18 protein-coding genes and 1 tRNA gene are annotated in these 22863 nt (G+C 25.4%); 15 read left to right on the plus strand and 4 right to left on the minus strand.

Features of this window, described 5'->3' with window-relative positions:
- The first annotated feature begins 101 nt into the window (after window positions 1-101).
- Window positions 102-2804: a YfhO family protein gene (locus SPJ33_RS02685; RefSeq protein ID WP_321116439.1), complete on the plus strand. Its 2703-nt coding sequence runs from the start codon at window positions 102-104 to the stop codon at window positions 2802-2804.
- 44 nt (window positions 2805-2848) lie between these two features.
- Here SPJ33_RS02685 and SPJ33_RS02690 read toward each other — a convergent pair whose 3' ends face one another.
- Window positions 2849-4156, minus strand: a complete 1308-nt coding sequence (locus tag SPJ33_RS02690) for a CCA tRNA nucleotidyltransferase (protein WP_321116440.1) — start codon at window positions 4154-4156, stop codon at window positions 2849-2851.
- A 73-nt stretch (window positions 4157-4229) separates the two neighbouring features.
- Window positions 4230-5525: a L,D-transpeptidase gene (locus SPJ33_RS02695; protein ID WP_321116441.1), complete on the minus strand. Its 1296-nt coding sequence runs from the start codon at window positions 5523-5525 to the stop codon at window positions 4230-4232.
- A 155-nt stretch (window positions 5526-5680) separates the two neighbouring features.
- On the opposite strand from SPJ33_RS02695, the gene SPJ33_RS02700 reads away from it, so the two are divergent.
- The 3 genes from SPJ33_RS02700 (at window position 5681) to SPJ33_RS02710 (ending at window position 10879) form a co-directional block, all read left to right on the plus strand.
- Window positions 5681-6472, plus strand: a complete 792-nt coding sequence (locus tag SPJ33_RS02700) for a DUF1189 family protein (protein ID WP_321116442.1) — start codon at window positions 5681-5683, stop codon at window positions 6470-6472.
- A 93-nt stretch (window positions 6473-6565) separates the two neighbouring features.
- Window positions 6566-7759 (plus strand): exonuclease SbcCD subunit D, encoded by a 1194-nt coding sequence (locus SPJ33_RS02705; protein WP_321116443.1) that lies wholly within the window; start codon window positions 6566-6568, stop codon window positions 7757-7759.
- A gap of 3 nt (window positions 7760-7762) precedes the next feature.
- Window positions 7763-10879, plus strand: a complete 3117-nt coding sequence (locus tag SPJ33_RS02710; RefSeq protein WP_321116444.1) for an AAA family ATPase — start codon at window positions 7763-7765, stop codon at window positions 10877-10879.
- Between the two features lie 29 nt (window positions 10880-10908).
- On the opposite strand, the gene rbr is transcribed toward SPJ33_RS02710, so the two are convergent.
- Window positions 10909-11523: a rubrerythrin gene (gene rbr, locus SPJ33_RS02715; RefSeq protein WP_321116445.1), complete on the minus strand. Its 615-nt coding sequence runs from the start codon at window positions 11521-11523 to the stop codon at window positions 10909-10911.
- Window positions 11524-11795: 272 nt separating this feature from the next.
- Between rbr and SPJ33_RS02720 the strand changes: the two genes are divergently transcribed.
- From SPJ33_RS02720 to SPJ33_RS02770, 11 genes are all read left to right on the plus strand, one after another.
- Window positions 11796-12653 (plus strand): HAMP domain-containing sensor histidine kinase, encoded by an 858-nt coding sequence (locus SPJ33_RS02720; RefSeq protein WP_321116446.1) that lies wholly within the window; start codon window positions 11796-11798, stop codon window positions 12651-12653.
- Between the two features lie 77 nt (window positions 12654-12730).
- Window positions 12731-12805 (plus strand) — tRNA-Arg (locus SPJ33_RS02725).
- A 145-nt stretch (window positions 12806-12950) separates the two neighbouring features.
- Window positions 12951-13766, plus strand: coding sequence for an ABC transporter permease (locus SPJ33_RS02730; protein ID WP_321116447.1), 816 nt, complete (start codon window positions 12951-12953; stop codon window positions 13764-13766).
- A gap of 13 nt (window positions 13767-13779) precedes the next feature.
- Window positions 13780-14961 carry an ABC transporter ATP-binding protein gene (locus SPJ33_RS02735; protein ID WP_321116448.1) on the plus strand — a complete coding sequence of 394 codons (1182 nt, stop codon included), beginning with the start codon at window positions 13780-13782 and terminating at the stop codon, window positions 14959-14961.
- A 10-nt stretch (window positions 14962-14971) separates the two neighbouring features.
- Window positions 14972-16660 (plus strand): CDP-glycerol glycerophosphotransferase family protein, encoded by a 1689-nt coding sequence (locus SPJ33_RS02740; protein ID WP_321116449.1) that lies wholly within the window; start codon window positions 14972-14974, stop codon window positions 16658-16660.
- Between the two features lie 29 nt (window positions 16661-16689).
- Window positions 16690-17412, plus strand: a complete 723-nt coding sequence (locus tag SPJ33_RS02745; protein ID WP_321116450.1) for a 2-C-methyl-D-erythritol 4-phosphate cytidylyltransferase — start codon at window positions 16690-16692, stop codon at window positions 17410-17412.
- The gene (locus tag SPJ33_RS02750; protein ID WP_321116451.1) at window positions 17402-18421 is read left to right on the plus strand and encodes a ribitol-5-phosphate dehydrogenase; all 1020 of its coding nucleotides are present in this window, start codon (window positions 17402-17404) and stop codon (window positions 18419-18421) included. The genes SPJ33_RS02745 and SPJ33_RS02750 overlap by 11 nt, the downstream gene beginning before the upstream one ends.
- A gap of 65 nt (window positions 18422-18486) precedes the next feature.
- Window positions 18487-19638 (plus strand): CDP-glycerol glycerophosphotransferase family protein, encoded by a 1152-nt coding sequence (locus SPJ33_RS02755; RefSeq protein WP_321116452.1) that lies wholly within the window; start codon window positions 18487-18489, stop codon window positions 19636-19638.
- A gap of 9 nt (window positions 19639-19647) precedes the next feature.
- A complete protein-coding gene (gene pssD, locus SPJ33_RS02760; RefSeq protein ID WP_321116468.1) occupies window positions 19648-20118 on the plus strand; it encodes a PssD/Cps14F family polysaccharide biosynthesis glycosyltransferase in 471 nt (156 codons plus the stop codon).
- Entirely contained in the window at window positions 20118-20585 is a 468-nt protein-coding gene (pssE, locus tag SPJ33_RS02765) for a PssE/Cps14G family polysaccharide biosynthesis glycosyltransferase (RefSeq protein ID WP_321116453.1), read from the plus strand. The genes pssD and pssE overlap by 1 nt, the downstream gene beginning before the upstream one ends.
- A gap of 103 nt (window positions 20586-20688) precedes the next feature.
- Window positions 20689-21822, plus strand: coding sequence for a Card1-like endonuclease domain-containing protein (locus SPJ33_RS02770; RefSeq protein WP_321116454.1), 1134 nt, complete (start codon window positions 20689-20691; stop codon window positions 21820-21822).
- Window positions 21823-21846: 24 nt separating this feature from the next.
- On the opposite strand, the gene SPJ33_RS02775 is transcribed toward SPJ33_RS02770, so the two are convergent.
- On the minus strand, window positions 21847-22737 hold the full coding sequence (locus tag SPJ33_RS02775; RefSeq protein WP_321116455.1) for a phosphatidylserine decarboxylase: 891 nt from the start codon (window positions 22735-22737) through the stop codon (window positions 21847-21849).
- Window positions 22738-22863: the final 126 nt, after the last annotated feature.

Here is a 22863-nt window from a genome sequence, read left to right on the forward strand (position 1 = left end):
TTTATTGATGAATATATAATACAAATGATAAATATTAATAATTGAAAAATGCCGATGATTAGTGTAATGAAAAGATGTTATATAGGCTAGGAGAAAAAAAGATGAAAATTTCAAGTAATATTAGAAAATCAGCTGTATTTATATATACGATAATGTTTATTATAATATTTTCATTATTTTATTTAATGTTTATTAAGTATAATAGATCATTAATTTGGAATGAAGATGGAATAAGACAACATTACTCAATTTTATATAATTTTAATGAAACTATAAGAAATTTTATTAAAAATCCTAATGCAGGATTTAATGAGTGGTCATGGTCAATAGGATATGGAAATGATTTAATGGCCACATACTCGTATTATGTCTTAGGAGATATATTTGATTATATATCATTATTGTTTCCTTTAAATAAACTGGAGCTAGTATTTAATTTATTAATTGCATTAAGATTATATTGCGTTGGAATAGCATTTATTTTATATGCAAAAAAAATGAATTTTTCTAAAAATGCAACAATATTAGGTAGTATTTCATACGCTTTTTCTGGATTTGTAATGATGTCTGCAATAAAACATCCATACTTTATAAATCCATTAATTATATTACCATTAGCATTTTTATGTATAGAAAATGTTATTAAGAATAGAAAAAAGTATATGTTTTCTATAATCGTTGCAATTGCAATGATTTCAAATTTTTATTTTTTCTACATGATTGCAATTATAAGTGTAATATATGCATTTTTAAGATATATAGAATTATATAAAAAAGAAGAGTTAAAGTTTGGAAAGTATATATTTGATTTAATAATATACTTTATGATTGGATTATTAATTTCAGGAATTGTATTAGCACCAACATTATATACAATATTTAATTCATCTAGATTAGCTAATAAAAGCAATGAAATAAGTATGATGTTATATCCAATTTCATATTATTTAAATTTAATTTATAGCTCAATATCACCTGGAGGTTATACTTTTTGGGTTATTTTAGTTTTTCCAGTGATAGCTGTTCTTTTACTTCCAATTGTTTTTAAAACTAGAAAACAACATAAAACATATTTTTATATGACAATTTTATTTTTTATAATGTTACTTTTCCCTATAGTAGGAAAAGTAATGAATGGATTCTTATCAATATCTAATAGATGGACATTTGCATTTGCTCTTATAGTAAGTGTAATTATAAGTATTGGATATGATAATATAAAAAATATATCAAAAAAAGATATATATTGGATGATTTTTATAATAATATTTTATATATTATTTGCATTAGTAGAAAACGAGATAACAGATTTTAAAAATAATATGTTGCCTCAAATTATAATGGGGATAATATTTGTTGTAGTATTATATGCATATAAAATCAGAAATAAATTTAATAGTAAAATATTATTTATTTCTATATTAATTTTACTTTCGATAAATATAGTATTTAATAATTACTATAGATATAGTCCAAAAGGACATAATTATATAGATCAGTTTATTAAAAGAGGGAAAGCTTTAAATTATTATAATAAATCATTTAATGGAGCTGAAAAGTATATTAAAGAAAATGATGATAGTTTCTACAGAATAGCAAAAGCAGACAATATTTCTCGTAATAATACTAGAAATAATTCTTTAGTATTAAATTATAATGGGATAGATTCATATTTATCAGTAAATAATTCTAATTTATCAGAATTTGCTAGTGACTTAAACAATAGATCATTTACACCTAATAGTCCAATAATAAATTTTGATAATAGATCTATAGTTAATAATATAATGGGAGTTAAATATTATATATCAAAATCCACAGAAAATCCACATTTTGACCCGTCAATAAAAAAGATTGAAACTGTTGGAAAGTTTGATATATATCAAAAAGAAAACCCACTTCCATTTGCTTATGTTTATAAAAATATATATGATATTGATAATTTTGATAAATTAAGTGGTTTAGAAAAAGAAGAAACTTTAGTTTATGCAGCAAGTGTTTCTAATAATGATGCAAAAAGTAATATAGATGTTATACCAAGTAAGATAAATAACATAAAATTTGATATTAAAAATAGTGCAGCAAAAGTTTTAGAAAATAAAATTGTTGTTACTAAAGCAAATCAAGAAGTAGTTATTAATCTCAAAGGTGATATACCATCTGGTGAATTATATGTAAACTTAAAAAATTTAAAATATGAACCTAAAAATAAGAAAATTAAATTAAGTAATATTGGTAAATATGATGCATTTAAATTAACAGCATCTTATAAAGATATTAGTAAAACATTCAATCAACGTGGATCATTAGATGGATCAGATGCGTTTACTATGAGTGAAACTTTAATTAATTTAGGATATTACAAAGAAGAATCTAATAATGGTGAAAAGATTGTTTTAACTTTCAATAATCCTGGCGAATATACTTTTGATTCACTTAATATATTTAGCTTACCTATTCAAGATTATAATAGTGAATTTGAAGCTTTAAAAGATAATTCAATGAAGATAGATAGTATATCTAATGACAAAGTAATTGGAAGTATAGATTCAAAAGTAGATGGAATAATTTCATTCCAAATTCCTTATTCAAAGGGATGGCATTTAAAGATAGATGGAAAAGAAACAAAAACTTTTGCCGTAAATAAAGCGTTTTTAGGTGCAAATTTAAGTAAAGGAAATCATAATATAGAACTAACTTATAAAACACCATTCTTAAGAATAGGGGCTATTTGTAGCTTTATAGGAATAATAATTCTTATAATAGTATCTAAATTAGATAAAAGAAGTTTAAAAGAAAGCTAAGATAAAGAATAATAAGTAAATATATAAAAAGGTTAAATGTAAATTTAACCTTTTTTATTTTGAATAAAAGTCTTAGCTTTTTCTAAAAGAATTGTTTCATTATTTAAATTAGGATTATTTAAAACTACTTCTAATAAATAATTTAGAGTTTCTCCTATAACTTTTCCTGGTTTTAAATTTAATTCTTTTGTCAAAATGCTACCATCAATATTTAGATCCTTAATACTAAGAGGAATATTAGAATTTATTATATTATCTATTTTATTTTTCATATTATTAAGTTCATATAAGTCTAAATCAGAATTTTTGAGTGATAATACGTGAGCTTTTTGAAACTCTAATAATGAGTATATATTTTCTTTAGAAGTTCTATTTATAAACCTTTTAATATCTATATCAGTAGAATTTCCTAAAACATTCATATACTCTTTAATTAGAATGCATACAGATTTTATTGTTTTATTATCAAAATGCAATCTAGTTAATATTTTTCTAGTTATATCTTCACTAATATTATCATTAACTTTAGGCTTTCCTATATCGTGAAATAGTGCAGAAAGTCTTAATATTAAATCATTTGGAGTATTTTCAACTACAGATAATGTATGATCAAATAAATCTTCATTATAATCTTTAGTTTTATGATTAAAACCTATTAATGATGTTAACTCTGGAATTATCACATCTAAAACTCCACAATCTTTTAAAAGATTTAGTCCCTTTCTTGAGTTATCAGATAATAGTAATTTACAAAGCTCATCACGTATTCTTTCAGAACTTATATTTTTAAGTAGATTTTTATTTTTCTTAATTCCATCTAAAGTTGATTTCTCAATATTAAAATCTAGTTGTGAAGCAAATCTTATAGCACGCATCATTCTAAGTGCATCTTCATTAAATCTTTTGTTGCTATCACCAACTGTTCTAATTATTTTGTTTTGTAAATCCTCTAATCCATTAAAATAATCTTTAAGACCTTCTTTAGAATTATAAGCAAAAGCATTTATAGTAAAATCCCTTCTTGAAAGGTCATCTTTAATATTTGTAACAAAAGATATTTCATCAGGTCTTCTATTGTCTTTATATTCTCCTTCAATTCTATAAGTAGTAACTTCAAAAGGTTCTTTATCAAGAAGCACTGTTATAGTACCATGTTTGATACCAGTAGGAATTGTTTTTTCAAAAAGTGATTCTGTTATATTAGGTAGAGCTGAAGTTGCTATATCATAATCTTTAGGTTCTTTTGAAAGTAAAGAATCTCTTATACAACCACCAACCATAAATGCCTCATAATTATTTTCATAAAATGTATCTATTATAAATTTAACTTTATCAGGGATTTTTATATGCATAATATCCTCCTATAATAAAAAATAACTTATTTACTATCATATAATATAAATAAGTTATTTTAAATATAAGGGGTTATTTAATTATTACTTTAGTATCTTTTGTTATATTATCATAAAGCCACTTAGAATCTTCTAGTGATAATCTTACACACCCATGTGAAGCTGGAGTTCCAAGTGTTTCATCTAAAACAGTTTGTTGATCCCTTGCATAAGGAAGGGAATGGAAAAGATAATCTCCATCAAATTGAACCCAATACTTACCACCTTGATTATACTTTTCAGAGAAGAACCATTCATCTCTGTTTTGGACAGTATAAACACCAGATGGAGTCTCTTTATTTTCTATTCCAGTAGAACATTTCATTGATTTTTTTAAAGACCACTTATTTTTAGAACCTGTATAAATGTTAGTAGTTTGAGAATTAGTATCTACATATATTAAGTAATCAGTTAAACTTTCAATATCTAATGCATTTATATTTGCTGTATTTATTGAGCTTACAAGCTGAGAAGAAGTAGTTGGAGCTTCAGAAGATTTTTGGCTAGCTAAATATTCAGTTCTAGCATCTTTTAGTTCTGAAATTTTTTCTACTAAATCTTTATCATTAGAAAGCATATTAAGCTTTGATTCTATTAAATTAATAGCAGCAGTAAAGTACTCTTTCTTTTTATAATTTTCTGCTGTATTTAATATTTCTTCTTTTAATTTTGATTTGGATTTATTTATATAATCTTTAGCATCTTTATATTCTTTATCTGTTGATGATATTTTGTTTAATGTTGTAATTGCATCTTCATATTTACCTTGTTCAAATTCTGATATACCTTTAGATAAAGGATCAGTATAAAGATCAAATTCATCAGATAAAATATAAGCACTGTCTTCTGAATCTATGTTTAATATAGAATATCTATTAATCTCATCAATTATTGCTAAAGCATCAGTTGATGATAATTGATTTGAATTTACTTTATCTCTTATGTCTATTATTTTTTCTTTAAAATAAGATTCTAAATCATTTTTTAATAATATAGATTTAAATATATTAAAATTTTCTGATGTTAATATATAATTATTAGCTTCAGCATAATTACTTGAATCAAAAGATTCTTTAAAGTTATACATTAATGATTTATATTGATAAGCTTGATAGCTAAAAATGCTTGCTAATATAATAATGGAAGCTATAACTATAGATACTATTCTTATAAAGTTAAATTTTCTATAGTTTTGGTTATATGCAATTGATTCATCTAAATCATAGTCATTATCTGAATCATATTCATTTTCTGCGTATAAATTATCAAATACTTGTATATTATCTTTGATTTCTTCTTGGTTATTATTGATATGTTTGTTTTTTGACAAGATAACCCCTCCTAAAATAATTTTTATTTCAATTATTAACCAAAAAATGCAAACCTAAACAAAGATATTTAATAATATAATTTATTATGTTACTATAGTTAAAGAGAATTTAGGAAAAAATAATCTTATAAGAGTAATTTAAAGGAGTAAGAAGCGTGAATAGAGATAACTTTTTTGTTAAGTTGAAAAATAACATATACAATATGAATACTTTTGCTGAGTATGCAAAAGGAGGAATTAAAAAATCTATATTATATGCATTTATTCTTAGCCTTATAATTGGTGGTATACAAGGTATATTTATGGGATTTAAAATGAAAAATAGTATAGATAAAAGTGTTGTGGAACTTAGTGATTCTAAGTATGATTTTTCTATAAAAAATGGAATATTAAAAATGAACAATAGTCCACTTAAATTTAATGAAGATGGAATGATTGTTTATATAGATAGCAATGATAGCTTAAATCAATCTGCTAAAGTAGAAAATGAATATGTACATGGAGATATATATATGACATTTTTAAAAGATGGGATTAAAGTAGGAACAAATGGAATAAGCAAAGAAATGCTATATAAAGATTTATTTGTAGATGAATACACTAATAAGGAAATTATTGATGATTTAAGGCTTGTAGGAGCAATTGTAATTCCTTTAACTGCAGTATCTATGATAATACAATACTTTATTACAGGATTACTTAATTACTTATTAATAGCAGCAATATCAATAATTATAGGAATGTTTATGGGGCTTAGAATGAAGTCATCTGCTATGTATTCGTTAGCTATTTATGCTTCAACACTTCCAAGTATAATTTTAATACCATTTAGAGTAATAAGACCAGATGTATATTTTGACACAGCATTTGTTGCAGGAACAGTAATATATATAATATTTATCCTAAGATATATAAAAAAAGATCTTTTAAAGAAGATTAAGTTATAATTAATAAAGGTGGTTTCTAAGTTTTAGAAATCACCTTTTTTGATATAATTATTTATATATTAAAAGATGATTAGAGAGGTGTGTAGAGGCAATATGAAAATTATTCATACAAGTGATTGGCATATTGGAAAGATAGTAAATGAATTTTCAATGTTAGAAGACCAAAAGTATATATTGAATGAATTATTGAAATTAATTGATAAAGAAAAACCAGATGTACTTATAATAGCTGGAGATATATATGATAGATCAATTCCACCTGTTGATGGTGTGGAATTGTTAAATGATGTTTTGAGTGAATTAGTGACTAAAAAGGGTATAAAAGTATTAGCTATTTCAGGCAATCACGATAGTGGAGAGAGAGTGGGTTTTGTTAATACTATATTAGAAAAACAGGGCTTATATATCATAGGACGTGATGAAGAACTATATAGAAAAATAGAACTTGATGATGATTATGGTAAGATTAATTTTTATTTAGTACCTTATAAAGATCCATCAGTAATTAGAAAGCTTTTAGATAATAGTGAAATTAAAAATCATAATGATGCTATGAAAGCAATTGTTGAAAAAATAAATCTTAATAAGAATGAGAGAAATATTCTTATAACACATGGATATGCAACTATTTATAGAGATGAGGCTAAAGAATCTGATAAAAATAAATATCAAGCTGCAAATCTTGAAGTAAGTGAATCTGAAAGACCTCTATCAATAGGAGGAACAGATCTTATTGATTGTAATATATTTGATAATTTTGATTATGTAGCACTTGGCCACCTTCATGGAAGACAAAAGGTAGGTAGAGAAGAGGTAAGATATTCAGGCTCTCTATTAAAATATTCATTTTCAGAGGTAAATCAAAAAAAGGGAGTTACTATATTTGAAATAGATGAGGACAAGAATGTAAATATAGATTTAAAAGAATTAACTCCTTTAAGAGATTTAAGAATTATAAAGGGAAATATAGATGAGCTTATAGAAAACGGAAGAAATATTACAGAAGGAAAAGAAGATTACATACAGGCAGTTCTTTTAGATGATGGTGAGCTTATTAATCCAATAGAAAAATTAAGAGCAGTATATCCAAACACAATGCTAATAACTAGAGAAAATAAAAGACAATATGATGAAAATAACACGTCGGCTAAAAATGGATATAAAAATAAATCAGAGAAAGATTTATTTGAAGAGTTTTATAATTCATTATCTGATGGAGAGTTTACAGAAGAGAAAAGTAAAGTCATAGACGAAATCATAAATGAGGTTTTAAAAGGGGAGATATAATTTATGAAACCAGTTAAATTAATAATATCAGCCTTTGGGCCATATGCAAATAAGCAAGAATTAGATTTTAGAGAATTAAACGGTAGAAATATATTTGTTATAACAGGACCTACAGGTTCAGGAAAGACGACTATTTTTGATGCTATAAGCTATGCACTATATGGAGAAGCAAGTGGAGAAAGTAGAGAAAATGATTCTCTAAGAAGTCATTTTGCAGATGTAGATACTGAAACATTTGTTGAGTTAGATTTTGAATTTAGAGGACAAATTTATAAGATAACTAGAAGTCCTAAGCAAAAGAAAAGAAAGGCTAGAGGTGAAGGTTTTACAGAAAAAGATTCAGAAGCTGAATTAATACTTCCAAATGGAAAGGTTATTACAAAAGTTAAAGCTGTTAACGAAAAAATAGAAGAAATTTTAGGTATAACAAAAGAGCAATTTAAGCAAATTGTAATGTTACCACAAGGTGAGTTTAAAAAATTATTACTTGCAAATTCTATAGAGCGTGAAGAGATTTTTAGAAAAATATTTAATACTTATTCATTTGAAAAGATACAATCTTTACTTAAAGAAAAAGCTAATAAGTTAAGTAAAGAAAGAAATTTATGCAAAGAAAAAATGAAAAATTACTTGGGAGATATAAAGGGAGATCATGATATTTTGATTGGAGAGTATATAGATTTTCCATTAGTAATTGATCAGCTTAAGGAACTAATAGATAAAGAAGAAAATATTTATAATCAAAATGAGAGTTTATTAAAAGATATAAAAAAGGATTTAGAAAAAAGCAAAGAAGAGAAATTAATAGGAGAAAAAAATAATTCTATATTAAAAGAAAAAGAACAAATAATAAAAGAATTAGAACACGAATTACTTAAAGCAGAAGAATTTAAGAATAAGGAAGAATTATTAGAGAAGATAAAGAAAGCTAAAGATATAAGAAATATAGAAGAAAAATATAATGATTATTATAAAAAATTAAGTAATAAACAATCTGAATATAAAAATTCACTTAACAATATAAAAGAATTGCAAGATAAATTAAATGAGCAAGATCAGTTTGTAAAGGTTGAAGAAGATAATGAGCATATAAGAACTAAGCTTACTGAAGAAATAGGAAAGTTAAAAACATTAGGTCCTAAAATAGAAGAATATGAAAAAAAGAGAAACTCAATAATAGAAATTGAAAAAAGAATTAAGCAAATATCAAATGATATAAAATATAAAGAGTTACATTTAGATAAAAATAAAAAGACTAAAGAAGAAAATGAAACTAAATTAAAGGAAATATCAGAACTTGAGATTAAAAAAGTTAGTCTAGAGAATTCTATCAAAGATGAAAAAAACGAGATAGATAAATTAAGAGAGTTATTCTTAAAGATTAGAGCTTACGAAGAGTTAAAGAATAATCATAAGAAATACAAAGAAGAATATCTAAAGTTTGAAACTGAATATAAGAAGATTAAAGCTGAATATGAGAATTTAGAAGAAATATATAAAAAGGAACAAGCAGGAATATTAGCTGATGGTCTGAAAGAAGGAATACCTTGCCCAGTATGTGGTTCTTTAAATCATCCAAATCCAGCAAGTAAAACTAGTGGCGATGTACCAACAGAAGAAGAACTAAAGCAAAAGAAAAATGACTTTAAAGAACATGAAAAAGCAAATAATGAAAAGCTTATAAAACTAACAGAAATAAAATCAAATTTAGATAATGCGTTAAAAAATATTGATAGTATGTTAGAAACAATGGAGATAGATGGTATTACTACTTATAAAGAAGATTTAAAGGATATAGTAGAAGATAAAGGCAAAAAATTAAAACAAGCAATAGATAATAAAAACAATGAATTAAAAGAAATTTCAGATAAGATAGAAAATAAAGAAGATCTTAAAAAGAGCAATAAAGAATTAGAAGAAGATATAGAGATAATAGAAATAGCAATTCAAAAATTAAATACTGAAGATAAAGAAAAATTTGCAAAACTTGAAGGACTAAAATCATCATGCGAAAGCTTACAAAAAGATATGCCAGATGAAATTAACTCTTTAGATGTTTTAATTAATTCAATAGAAGATAAAGAAAAAGAATTAGAAGAAAGTAAGAAAAGGTTAAATGAGTTAATTAAAGATAGAGAAGCTACTATGAAAAGTGTTGAAGGTGAAAAATCAAAGTCTAAAGAAATAGAAAAAAATATCAAAGAATTAGAAAAAGATATTAAAAAATCAAAAGAAGAGTTTAGAGTAGCTTTAGAAAAAGAAGGATTTAAAGATAAAGAAGATTATGATGAAGCAAAAGAAGCTATAGATGAAATAGAAAACTTAGAGAAAGAAATAGTTGATTATAACAAGAAGTTAGGAATATTAACAGAGAAGAAAGGAGATTTAGTTAAGAAATGCGAGAATATTAATTTCATTTCTATAGAAGAAATAGATGATTTGATTAATAATATAAAATCAAAAGAAAAAGAAGAGGAAAATAAATTAAAAGAAGAATTCTATATAATAAATAATAATAAAGATATTTTAAAAAAGATTGTAGAATTAAATGATAAATTTAAAGAAAAAGAAGCTCAATATAAAGTTATAGGAGAACTTGCAGAACTTTCAAATGGTAAAAAAGCTCCATATATATCATTTGAAAGATATGTATTAGCATCATATTTCCAAGATATAATAGATGCTGCAAATTTAAGATTAGAAAAGATGACAGGTGATAGATTTTCACTTAAAAGAAAAACAAGTAAAAGTAAAGGCTTAGGACAAAAGGGATTAGAACTTGAAGTTTATGATAATTACACAGCAAGCTCTAGAGATGTAAGTTCGCTTTCAGGAGGAGAAAGTTTTAAAGCATCTTTATCTTTAGCACTTGGATTATCTGATGTAGTTCAATCAAATAGTGGAGGAGTATCATTAGAAACAATGTTTATTGATGAAGGATTTGGTACTTTAGATCCACAATCTCTTGATAGTGCTATAGATAGTCTTTTAGATTTACAAAGTGGAGGTAGGTTAGTTGGTATAATATCTCATGTTGAAGAGCTTAAAGAAAGAATAGATGCAAAGCTTGAAGTTAAATCAACTAAAAATGGAAGCATAGCAAAATTTAATATTTTATAATAAAACAGAGATACAATTGTATCTCTGTTTTATTTAGAATGTTCTTTACTTTCACCAAGAGCTTCAGTATCATACATGATTTCAAAATATCCTTGAGGATGCTTGCATGCAGGACATACTTTTGGAGCTTCAGTTCCTTCATATATGTAACCACAATTTCTGCATTTCCAATATTTTGGTTCATTACGTTTATATAAAAGATCATCTTTTAGATTTGCATATAAATCTAAGTAACGTTGTTCATGATGTTTTTCTATTTCTAATATTTTAGAGAAAGCATGTGCTACTTCTGGATAACCTTCTTCTTTTGCAATTTCAGCAAATTTAGGATAAGCGTTCCCCCATTCTTCTCTTTCACCTTCAGCTGCATATTTTAAATTATCTAAAGTTGTTCCAAAGGCAACTGGATACTCTGCATCAACATGAATTTGATCTTTTCCAAGACCTTCAATTAATAGATCATAAAAGACTCTAGCATGTGCTCTTTCATTATCAGCTGTTTCTAAAAATACTGCTTCAATTTGTTTATGACCATCTTTTGCAGCTAGTCTTGAGAAAAATGTGTACCTATTTCTAGCTTGAGATTCTCCAGCAAAAGCTTTTGCTAGATTATCAGCTGTTTTACTTCCTTTTAAACTTTTCATAACAAAAAACTCCTTCCAAATAGTACTTGATAGTAGTATTGCCTATTTAAGATTGGATTATGTTAAACTTTATATAAATAAATATTTTTATTCTAGAGGAGATTGGTGTTTTGGAATTAAATTGGAAAAAATCATACTTATATTTTGAATATATAAAAATATAGTAGTATATAATAACAAAATAATAATATTTATGTATAAATTTATTGTATAGGATTACAAAAAATGATAAAATTTACATTAAGGGTATGAAGGGTTAAGGTAAATGGTATATGATAAAAAGTAATTTAAAATCTAAGATAAATAAATTATCAAAAGAAGAAATGATTTTACTTATAGAAAAATTACAAGAGAAACAAGAAATACAAGAAAACTTTATGATGAATATATCTCATGATTTAAGATCAATACTTAATATAATTATGAGCGCAAACTATATGTTAGAGTGTATAAAGAATAGAGAAAATATAAATTGTGATAATAAAGAAAAAGAATATCTAAATATAGTGAAACGAAATACTTATAAGATGTTAAAATTAATAGATAACTTAATTGATATAACTAGATTAGAAAATAAATACTTTAAAATAAATAAGGAAAATATAGAAATAGTAAATTTCATTGAAACTGTTATGGGATCTATAGATAAATATGCAAAACAAAAGGATATAACGCTTATATTTGATACAAATAAAGAAGAATGCATAGTTGGGGTAGATCCACAAGCACTTGACAGAATGTGTATAAATCTTATTTCAAATGCTATAAAATTTTCACCGATTGGAAGCTTTATATATGTAACTCTTATGATAGATGATAAAGATGTAAAAATTAGTGTGGCGGATAATGGTTTAGGAATAAGTAAAGAAGATCAAAAGAAAATTTTTGAAAGATTTAATCAAGGAAGCAAAAAGAATAAGCATAATGGTAGTGGAATAGGATTGGATTTAGTTAAATCATTAGTTAAGCTCCATGATGGAAGAATAACTTTAAAGAGTGAACTTAATAAAGGATCAAACTTTACAATTATACTTCCTAATACAAAATTAGAAAAAGAAGAAGTTAAATTTAAGGATGAAAGAGATAGAGTACAATTATTAGAAATAGAGTTTTCAGACATATATATTTAGGTTTTTATATGTATTAAAAAAATTTGCACTACATTAAAATTTATGATAAGATAATTTTGTTAATATAATATGAAAATGGAGCGTTAGTTAAATGGATATAACATACCGCTACGGACGGTACATTATGGGTTCGATTCCTATACGCTCTACCAGACTAAAGGATATTTTGCACAAAATATCCTTTTTTTAATATAAAAATTATAATTGGGTTGGGTGTAAGTTAAATATGATTTTCTATATATAACCTAAAAATATGATATAATAAATGCGTTATAATACAAACAAGGAGAAGAGATTATGAAATTTACAGAAAGTGTTAAGGTTGTAGTAAATGAACACATAAAAAATCCCTTACAAATAGTAAATATGGCAAACAAAGATCTTAAAAAGCAATTCTCAGGAACGGCTTTAGGTGCTGCTTGGCCACTAATAAAAAACATAATATTTGTTTTTGCATATTGGTTTACTATTCAAATAGGACTTAAAGGTACTACAAAATCGATTAAACAACCTTATATAGTTTGGTTAGTCATAGGATTAGTGCCATGGTTCTTCATAAGGGATACTTTAGTTCCGGCTGCAAGTTCTATAAGAAAAAATAGATACTTAGTCACTAAGATGGTGTTCCCTACATCAATAATATCAACTTTTAGAGTTTTATCAGGATTTATTAGTAGCTTTATGTTTGTTGCAGTTGCTATTATAATGTGCTTAGCTCATGGAATTTATCCGAGTATATATTGGTTACAAGCCATATATTATGCTCTTGCGGCATTTATTTTGTTAGTAGCAATATCATTTACAACATCAGCATTGGTTGTAGTAAGTAGAGATATTGAGTTCTTATTAAATTCAATAATAGTCTTAATATTCTGGGTTAGTCCTATATTATGGCCTATTGCAAACATAAAAGATCCACTATTAAGTACAATTGTAAAATTAAATCCATTTTTCTACGTTATAGAAGGCTTTAGAGAAGCTATTTTATACCATAAATGGTTTTGGCATAGTCCTATATTAACATTGTATTTTTGGGCTGTTGTTTTAATTCTAATGTTATTAGGAATATTTATACACGGTAAATTAAGAGATTACTTTGCAGATATATTATAGGAGTGATTAAAACATGTATGCTATTAAAATAGATAATATAAGTAAGACATATAGAATATATAAAAAGCCTTTTCAAAGAGTTATAGACTTAATATTAAATGAGAAGAATTATACTGAATATAAGGCATTGCAAAATATTGATGTAGAAATAGAAAAGGGAGAAGCTGTTGGTGTTTTAGGTAAAAATGGTGCGGGAAAATCAACTTTACTTAAAATAATTACAGGTGTTGTAAAACCAACATCAGGGAATGTTGATATTAAAGGTAAAATATCAGCAATACTTGAATTAAATTCAGGATTTGACCAAGAGCTTACAGGATATGAAAACATATATGTAAAGGGAGCTATACTTGGATATAAAAAAGAAGAAATGGATAAAAAAGTTCAAGAAATAGTTGAGTTTGCAGATATTGGTGAACATATTAATCAACCAGTAAGAACATATTCAAGCGGTATGAAAGCAAGACTTGGATTTGCAATATCAGTTAATGTTGATCCAGATGTTTTAATCGTTGATGAAGCACTAGCTGTTGGAGATGATGTATTTAAAACTAAGTGTTTAAGAAAAATGAGTGAGTTTAGAAAAAATGGTAAAACAATATTCTTTGTAAGTCACTCACTGTACACAGTTGGTTCATTCTGTACAAAATGCATGTGGATAAAAGATGGAAAGTTAGTCGATTATGGTCCAACTAAAGAGATTTTACCTAAGTATGAAAACTTCTTAAAAGAAGAAAAGGCTAAAGAGGAAAAGAAGAAAAAGGCGCAAGGAAAATCTCAAATAGATAAAAAAGCATATATAGAAGTAACTAACTTTAAATTTGAAAATAAGGGTGAATTTGAATCAGGTGATGATATAGTATATTCTTTTGATTATGAAATTAAGAAGGATATGCCTAATTTAAAATGGTCATTTACAATAAGAGATGCAGCAACTAATTTAATTTATTCAAGTGATAAAATGAACAATGACTATTTAATTGAAAATAGTATAGGAAAACATACTTTAAAAATAAAGTTAGAAAACTTATTATTACCTGGTAAATATTTGTTATCAGGAGAGTTAAGAGAGGGAACAGGAATATTTTTTGTAGGATATTCAAATAAAAAATCATTTAAAGTAAAAGCTAATGAAAAAAATAAAAATGGTCGTGGGATAATTTATATAGAACATGAAGTTTTAAAAAATGAATAGGGTGGATGAAATGGATAAATTAGTATGTGGAGCTGAGTATATAGATTGGAACTCGAAGGAAGAAAGAATTTATATAAGAGGATATGCATTAATTCGAGGAAAAAATATAGATAAAGATTATAAAGTAAAAAAATCTTTATTTATATATAATGATGAGAGAAAATTTATAATGCCAGCTAAAAATGAATTGAGAATTGAAATAACAGAAAAATATAAAGATGATGATACTAATTATGACTATGCAGGATTTGAAGGATTTATAGAATTAAGTAGTATAAATTACAGAAAACCGCTAACAAAGGGAAATTGGAAAATTGGCTTATATCTAAATGCTAATGGAGAAAAAATTGAAACTCCTTTAAAATATATTGGAGATGGTGAAGAGCTTATTGATATAGCACCTAAAAAATTAAAAGCTGATAGTAAGAAGTTTAGAAGAGTAGAAGAATTAGAACTTAAAGATGGATTTATAACTATAAATGTATCGGATGAAGAACTATCAACTAGTGAATATATCAAGAAACTTACTGTAAAAAGTCCTAAAGCAAAGAAGCTTAAGAAAAATCTTAAAAAAAGAAAAAGAAAATTAGGTAATTGGTTTTTACAAAAAGTATATAGCGTAGCAAAACATAGAAAAGTAGTTGAAAATAGAGTAGCTTTTTTATCAGATAGTAGAGTTGATTTTACTGGTAATTTTGAATTTATATATAATGAATTACAAAAAAGAGGTGGCTATGAAATAAAATCAATGCTTAAGCCAAGTATAACAGCGAAAAGATCATTAAAAGAAATGATTAGTTTTGTTAATTATATAGCAACTAGTAAATACGTTTTACTTGATGATTATTATCCACAAATATATAAATATGATATTAGAGATAATGTTGAAGTTATACAATTATGGCATGCCACTGGAGCTTTTAAAACTTTTGGATTTAGTAGAATAGGTAAAAAAGGTGGTCCTAAAGTTAAATCAAAAAATCATAGAAATTATACAAAAGCTATAGTTAGTTCAGAAAATATAAGATTACATTATGCAGAAGCTTTTGGAATTTCAGAAGAAAGAGTTATATCAACTGGTGTACCAAGAACTGATATATTCTTTGATCAAGAATATAAAGAAAATAAGATTAATGAAATCTATAGTAAATACCCTCAATTAAAAGATAAAAAAGTAATAATGTTTGCACCTACATTCAGAGGAAGCGGACAAAAGAGTGCAACTTATGACTTTGATGTATTTGAAATAGAAAAACTTTATGAAGCTTTAAAAGAAGATTACATAATTATTTCAAAGTTACATCCATTTATAAAACAACATATGGAAATACCAGATGAATGCAAAGACTTTGTAATAGATCTATCAGAAGAAAGAGAAATAAATGATTTACTATTTGTAACAGATATTCTTATAACGGATTATTCATCAGTTTGCTTTGAATATTCATTATTAAATAAGCCAATGATATTCTTTGCTTATGATTTAGATGATTATATTGCTTCAAGAGATTTCTACTATCCATATGAAAGCTTTGTTCCAGGACCTATAGCAAAAACAACTGATGAGATTGTAGAAATAATAAAAGAAAATAAGTTTGAAGTTGAAAAACTTGAGAAGTTTAGAAACACTTTCTTTGATCATTTTGATGGTAAATCAACACAAAGAGTAGTAGATACTCTTTTAAAACTAGATAAGTAGAAATAATGAAGTTTCATGGGAGTGATAAAATGATATACGCAGAAATTTTAGCTGGTGGAAAAGGTACTCGTATGGGTAATACTGAAATGCCAAAGCAATTCTTAAAAATAGGAAATAAACCAATAATAATTCATACAATAGAAGCATTTTTATTAAATGAAAGATTAAATAAAATAATTATTACAAGTCCTAAACAATGGATACAACATACTAATGACTTAATAAATAAGTTTATCCCTGCACAATTAAAAGAAAAAATTGCTGTATGTGCAGGTGGATCAGATAGAAATGAATCAATAATGAGTGGTATAAGATATATCGAAGAAAACTTTGGAATAAATGATGATGATATAATAGTTACTCATGATGCAGTAAGACCATTTTTAACACATAGAATTATAAATGATAATATTGATGCTGCTTTAAAATTTGGAGCTTGCGATACTGTTGTTCCAGCTTTTGATACAATAGTAGAATCAGTTGATGGAAATGTAATAAGCAATATTCCAAGACGTGATTTTATGTATCAAGGTCAAACACCTCAAAGCTTTAACATAAAAGAATTAACTACTTTATATAATTCATTATCTGATGATGAAAAACAAATATTAACTGATGCTGCAAAGATATTTGTTGTTAAAGGAAAAAATGTTAAGTTAGTACAAGGAGAAGTATTTAATATGAAAATAACTACTCCATACGATTTAAAACTAGCAAATGCTTTAGTAAGGGATGATATAAATGATAAATAAGGTATATAGATTAGTTGCACCTAAGCAAATCACTGTAGAATTTGAAGAGAGAAGCTTAGATGGAGAAGGAGTAATTGTAAGACCTACAAGATTATCAGTTTGTGCGGCAGACCAAAGATACTATACAGGAAGTAGAGGAAAGGAAGTTATGAAAAAGAAGCTTCCTATGGCTCTAATTCATGAAGGTGTTGGTGAAGTTATATATGATCCAAAGGGTGAATTTAAGCCTGGTGATACGGTAGTTATGATTCCAAATACTCCAACTCAAGTTGATAATATAATAGCAGAAAATTATTTAAGAACAAGTAAATTTAGAGCAAGTGGATTTGATGGATTCATGCAACAGTATGTATTTATGAAAAGAGACCGTATTATAAAATATGGTAATATAAATCATGATGTTGCTTCATTCTTAGAACTTATGAGTGTATCAGCTCATTCAATCGATAGATTTGATAAAAAAGCTCATAAGAGAAGAAATAAAATAGGAGTATGGGGAGATGGAAATGTAGGATTTATAACTGCATTAATGCTTAGAAAAAAATTCCCAGATTCAGAGATAATAGTATTTGGTAAAAATGAAGAAAAACTAAGCTTCTTCTCATTTGTAGATGAAACTATACAAATAGATAGTATACCAGATGATTTAAGAATAGATCATGCGTTTGAAGCAGTTGGTGGTAAAGGAAGCGAATTTGCAATAGAGCAAATAATAGATTACATAAATCCAGAAGGTACAATTGCTTTACTTGGGGTTTCAGAAAATCCAGTTCCTATAAACACAAGAATGGTTTTAGAAAAAGGATTAACGCTTATAGGAAGTAGTAGAAGTGGAAGAGATGATTTCCAAGCAGCAGTAGATTTCTTAGAAACTCATGAAGATGCTCAAAACCAATTACAAAAGCTTATCTCAGCAGTAATTGATGTAAGAGGTATTGAAGATATAGTAAAAGGATTCGAGTATGACTTAACTACTCCATTTAAAACAGTATTAAATTGGAAAGTTTAATCTTATAAATAAAGACCCTTAATAAAGGGTCTTTAAATATATCTTAAAGTGAGGTTTTTTAATACATGAAAACATTAGAAAGAGTAATATTAAAGTATTTACTTAAAATTGTATACTACTGTTCTTATATAGTTCCAGTTAAAAAAAGAATAGTTTTTGCAACTTATAGAAATGATACTATGAATGGAAATTTCAAATATATTTATGATGAAATCCAAAATAGAAATTTAGATTATGAGTGTAAATTCCTTTATGAAAAATTTAATAGAGGAGCAAAAGGAATAATAACTTATTTTCTACATATGATGAAAGCTACTTACTATATGGCTACATCAGAATATTTTTTAATAGATGATTTTTATTTCCCAGTATATACAGTTAAAAAGCTTAGAAATAAAACTGAAGTAGTGCAAGTGTGGCATGCATGTGGTGCATTTAAGAAATTTGGATTTAGTATATTAGATAAAAACTTTGGAGCTGACAATAATTATGTTAAGTATATACCTATACATAGTAATTATTCACATGTTTTAGTAAGCTCAAAAGAAGTTAGTAAATATTATGCAGAAGCTTTTAATATGAGTGAAGACAATATAGATCCTATAGGAATACCAAGAACTGATATTTTCTTTAATGATGATATGAAAAAAGAAGCTACTAACAGAGTATATAGTAAATATCCTGAGCTTAAGGGTAAGAATATAGTTTTATATGCACCTACATTTAGAGGAAATAGCCAATCAGATGCAAAAATGGATATAGCATTTGATGTTGAGAAAGTAGTAGAAACATTACCAAAAGATTTTGTATTAGCTCTTAAAATGCATCCATTTGTAAAAGATAGTATAAAAATAGAAAATGATAGAATAGTTGATTTATCAGATTATCCAGCTATAAATGATATATTAATTATGACAGATTTACTTATAACAGATTATTCATCTATAGTATTTGAATATTCTTTATTAGAAAGACCAATGATATTCTATGCTGATGATTTAGATTCATATGAACATGAAAGAGATTTCTATTATCCTTATGAAAGCTTAGTTCCAGGACCAATAGTTAAAACTACTGATGAACTTATAGCTGTATTAAATAATAGTGAATGTGATTATAAAAAAATAAAAAGCTTTAAAAATAAATTTTTTGATTACACTGATGGTTTAGCATCTAAGAGATTTGTAGATAAAATAATCTTAAAAGAGGAAATTTAGGTGAAACGTATGAAAAAAGTTATATTTATATCATCAACTGGAGGACATTTATCTGAATTAATGCAGTTAAAGGATATATTTAAAAGATATGATTATCATATAATAACTGAAAAAAATGATACTACTTTAAAGTTAAAAGATAAATATGGAGATAGAATAAGCTATTTAGTATATGGAGCTAGAAATTACATGTTAAGTTATATGTTTAAGTTTCCATATAATATATTAAAGTCATTAGTTTTATTTTTAAAGATAAGACCAGATGTAGTAGTAACAACTGGAGCACATACAGCAGTTCCTATGTGTTATATAGCAAAATTATTTAAAAAGAAAATAATATTTATTGAGACATTTGCAAGAGTAAATTCTAAAAGTATGTCTGGAAAGATGATAAATAAAATTGCAGATGTATTTTTAGTTCAGCATGAAGAAATGCTTGATGTATATGAAAATGCAATTTATAAAGGAGATTTATATTAATGATATTTGTTACTTTAGGAACTCATGAGTTAGGCTTTAAAAGAATGCTTCAGTATTTAGAAGATATGAATATTGATGAAGAAATAATAATTCAATCAGGAAATACAGAGTTTTCATCAAATAAATATAAGGTAATTCCCTTTCTATCACCAAAGGAGTTTAATGAATATATGAATAAGAGTGATCTTATAATAACTCATGGAGGGGTTGGATCAATTCTTACAGGTCTTAGATATAAAAAGAAGGTTGTAACTATGCCAAGACTTTCTAAATACAATGAACATAATGATGATCATCAGTTAGAAATATGTGAAAAGCTATCAAAAGAAGGTTACACTATTAATTGTACAGATTTTGATTCACTAAAAAACGCAATTAATGATTATAAAGAAATAGAATTAAAAGAGTATGTGTTTGATAATAGTAAGCTTATTAATTTTATAACTGATACTATAGATAATTTATAATTTAAAGAAAACCCAAATGATATGGGTTTTCTTTTTTTATTTGAATGAAAGTTATAATTAAAGGTTAAATTAATAAAAAATAGAATATTTAAGGAGAAATATCATGCAAGATAATACTTTAATTATAGTATTTAGTGATCATAATGAAAGTGGATTGATTTTAACTAAAAAATATAAATTTAAAAATATAATAATTTTAGAATTAGATAAAAACAAAGAAAAGTCATGCAATAATTTAAAAAAGATATATGAAGAAAATAGTAAAAGCAAAGTTGAAATAGAAATTTGTAATATAGATGATATAATAAATAAATTTAAAGATAAGAAAAATAAATTTATTATAAATTTGACATTAGATAATACATTGATGGCTTTGAAGCTTTTATATAAGTGTATTGAATTTCATATAACTGGAGTATATATTGATATAAATAATAAAAAGGAATATTGGTTTAAAGAAGGTTTAAATATATTAGAAGAAGAATTTGTAGATTTATATTTAGATGATATATTTGGTTTAAGTAGAAACAATATAATATCTGATGATAGTGATATACATAATGAAAAGTATGTATTAGATTTTGCAAAAGTAATATATAAGAATATGGATACTTGGCATAAGTATAAACAAAGATTATATGATAATGAAATTTTTATGCATGACTATGATGATCAAAGAATAGTTAATATAAATAAAGAAAAACTACTAGATGAAGAGAAAGATATTTTAATTAAGGTATTAGAAAATTTTAAGAAACTGAATTTAATAGAAATAGAGGAAGATAAAAATATAAAGGTTACCTTTTTAAATGATTATTTAAAGGGATTTATATTCAAAAGTGGGACTTGGCTTGAGGTTTTAACAGAAAACATAGTAAGAGAAATAAAATCAGTTGATGATGTTAAAAGTGGAGTAGTATTCATTTGGGATAGCTTACGCAGTAATATAAAAAATGAATTAGATGTAGTAGCAATTAAAGATTCTGTAATTATTTGTATATCTTGCAAAGACAGTGCAAAATATGATGAAAATACATTAAATGAATTGAAGGTTTATAGTGATAGAATTGGAGGAGAAAACTCTAAAAAAATACTTGTAGCAACTAAAAAGCCAAATAAATCATCAATTATTGATAGAGCAAAAGAGATGGGCATACACTTAATTATATTAGATAAGGATATAAATGTATTTAAGAAAACATTAGAAGTAATAATAAATGAAACAACTCAAGACTAGAGCTTGAGTTGTTTATTTATTATATTAATTTATTTTAGTACCGATTTTTTCTCCCATAACTACTAGTGTTTCATGTCCTAGTTTAGTTTGTTCTATGATATCATCATCAATTTTAGCTATTCCTTTTTTAAGAAATAATACTACAGTTGACCCACCAAATTTAAAATAACCTTTTTCATCACCTCTATTAACATGCTTACCTATAGTGTGTGATTGAATTATACTACCTACACATGTTGCACCAACTTCAACATAAAGAACATCATCAAAATTATCTGATTTAAATACTGACCATTCACGTTTATTTTGACAGAATAATTTAGGTATTTTATCTAAAGCTATTGGATTTACTGAATAGTAATTGCCTTTTATAAAATGATTTGCTCCTGGTATTCCAGAATCTATAAAGTGATATCTATGATAATCAGTTGGACAAAGTCTAAATATTAAGCAAGTTCCACCATCATATTCTTTAGCTATATCTGAATCTCCAAGTAATTCTTTTAGGCTATATGTAATTCCCTTAACTTGAACAACTTTATTCATATCTATGTTTTCATATGCATATAACCTTCCATCAGAAGGAGAAATTAAAGTGTTTTTATCAAGTGGAATAGGACGAGAGTTTGGTGATACTTCTCTTATAAAGAAGTCATTAAAAGTTTTAAATTCAGAAGCCTTTTTAGAATATATATTCATATCAATATCAAAGTCTTTTATGAAATTTGGTATTTTTTTTGCACTTAACTTAGTATCACAAAATGATCCATATAATTTAGAAAAAAGCTTCTTTTTTATTAATAATTCAGTAATACTTTTGCCAACAGGTGATTCATAACACCATTTAAGATAATTGCTTCCAGCTACTTTTTCTTCTTCATATGATTTAGTAGTTCTATTATATACTTGTATCATTATTTACTCCTTTATAATATTTTTTTAGGACAATCTCTAAAGATAATAAAAGTATAGTAAAAATAATTTATTGATGCAAGTTGTAAGAAATTTATATTAAAATAGCAATTGATATTAATATAATAA

It is taken from the genome of Clostridium sp., from assembly GCF_034179595.1.
GTDB lineage: Bacteria > Bacillota > Clostridia > Clostridiales > Clostridiaceae > Clostridium.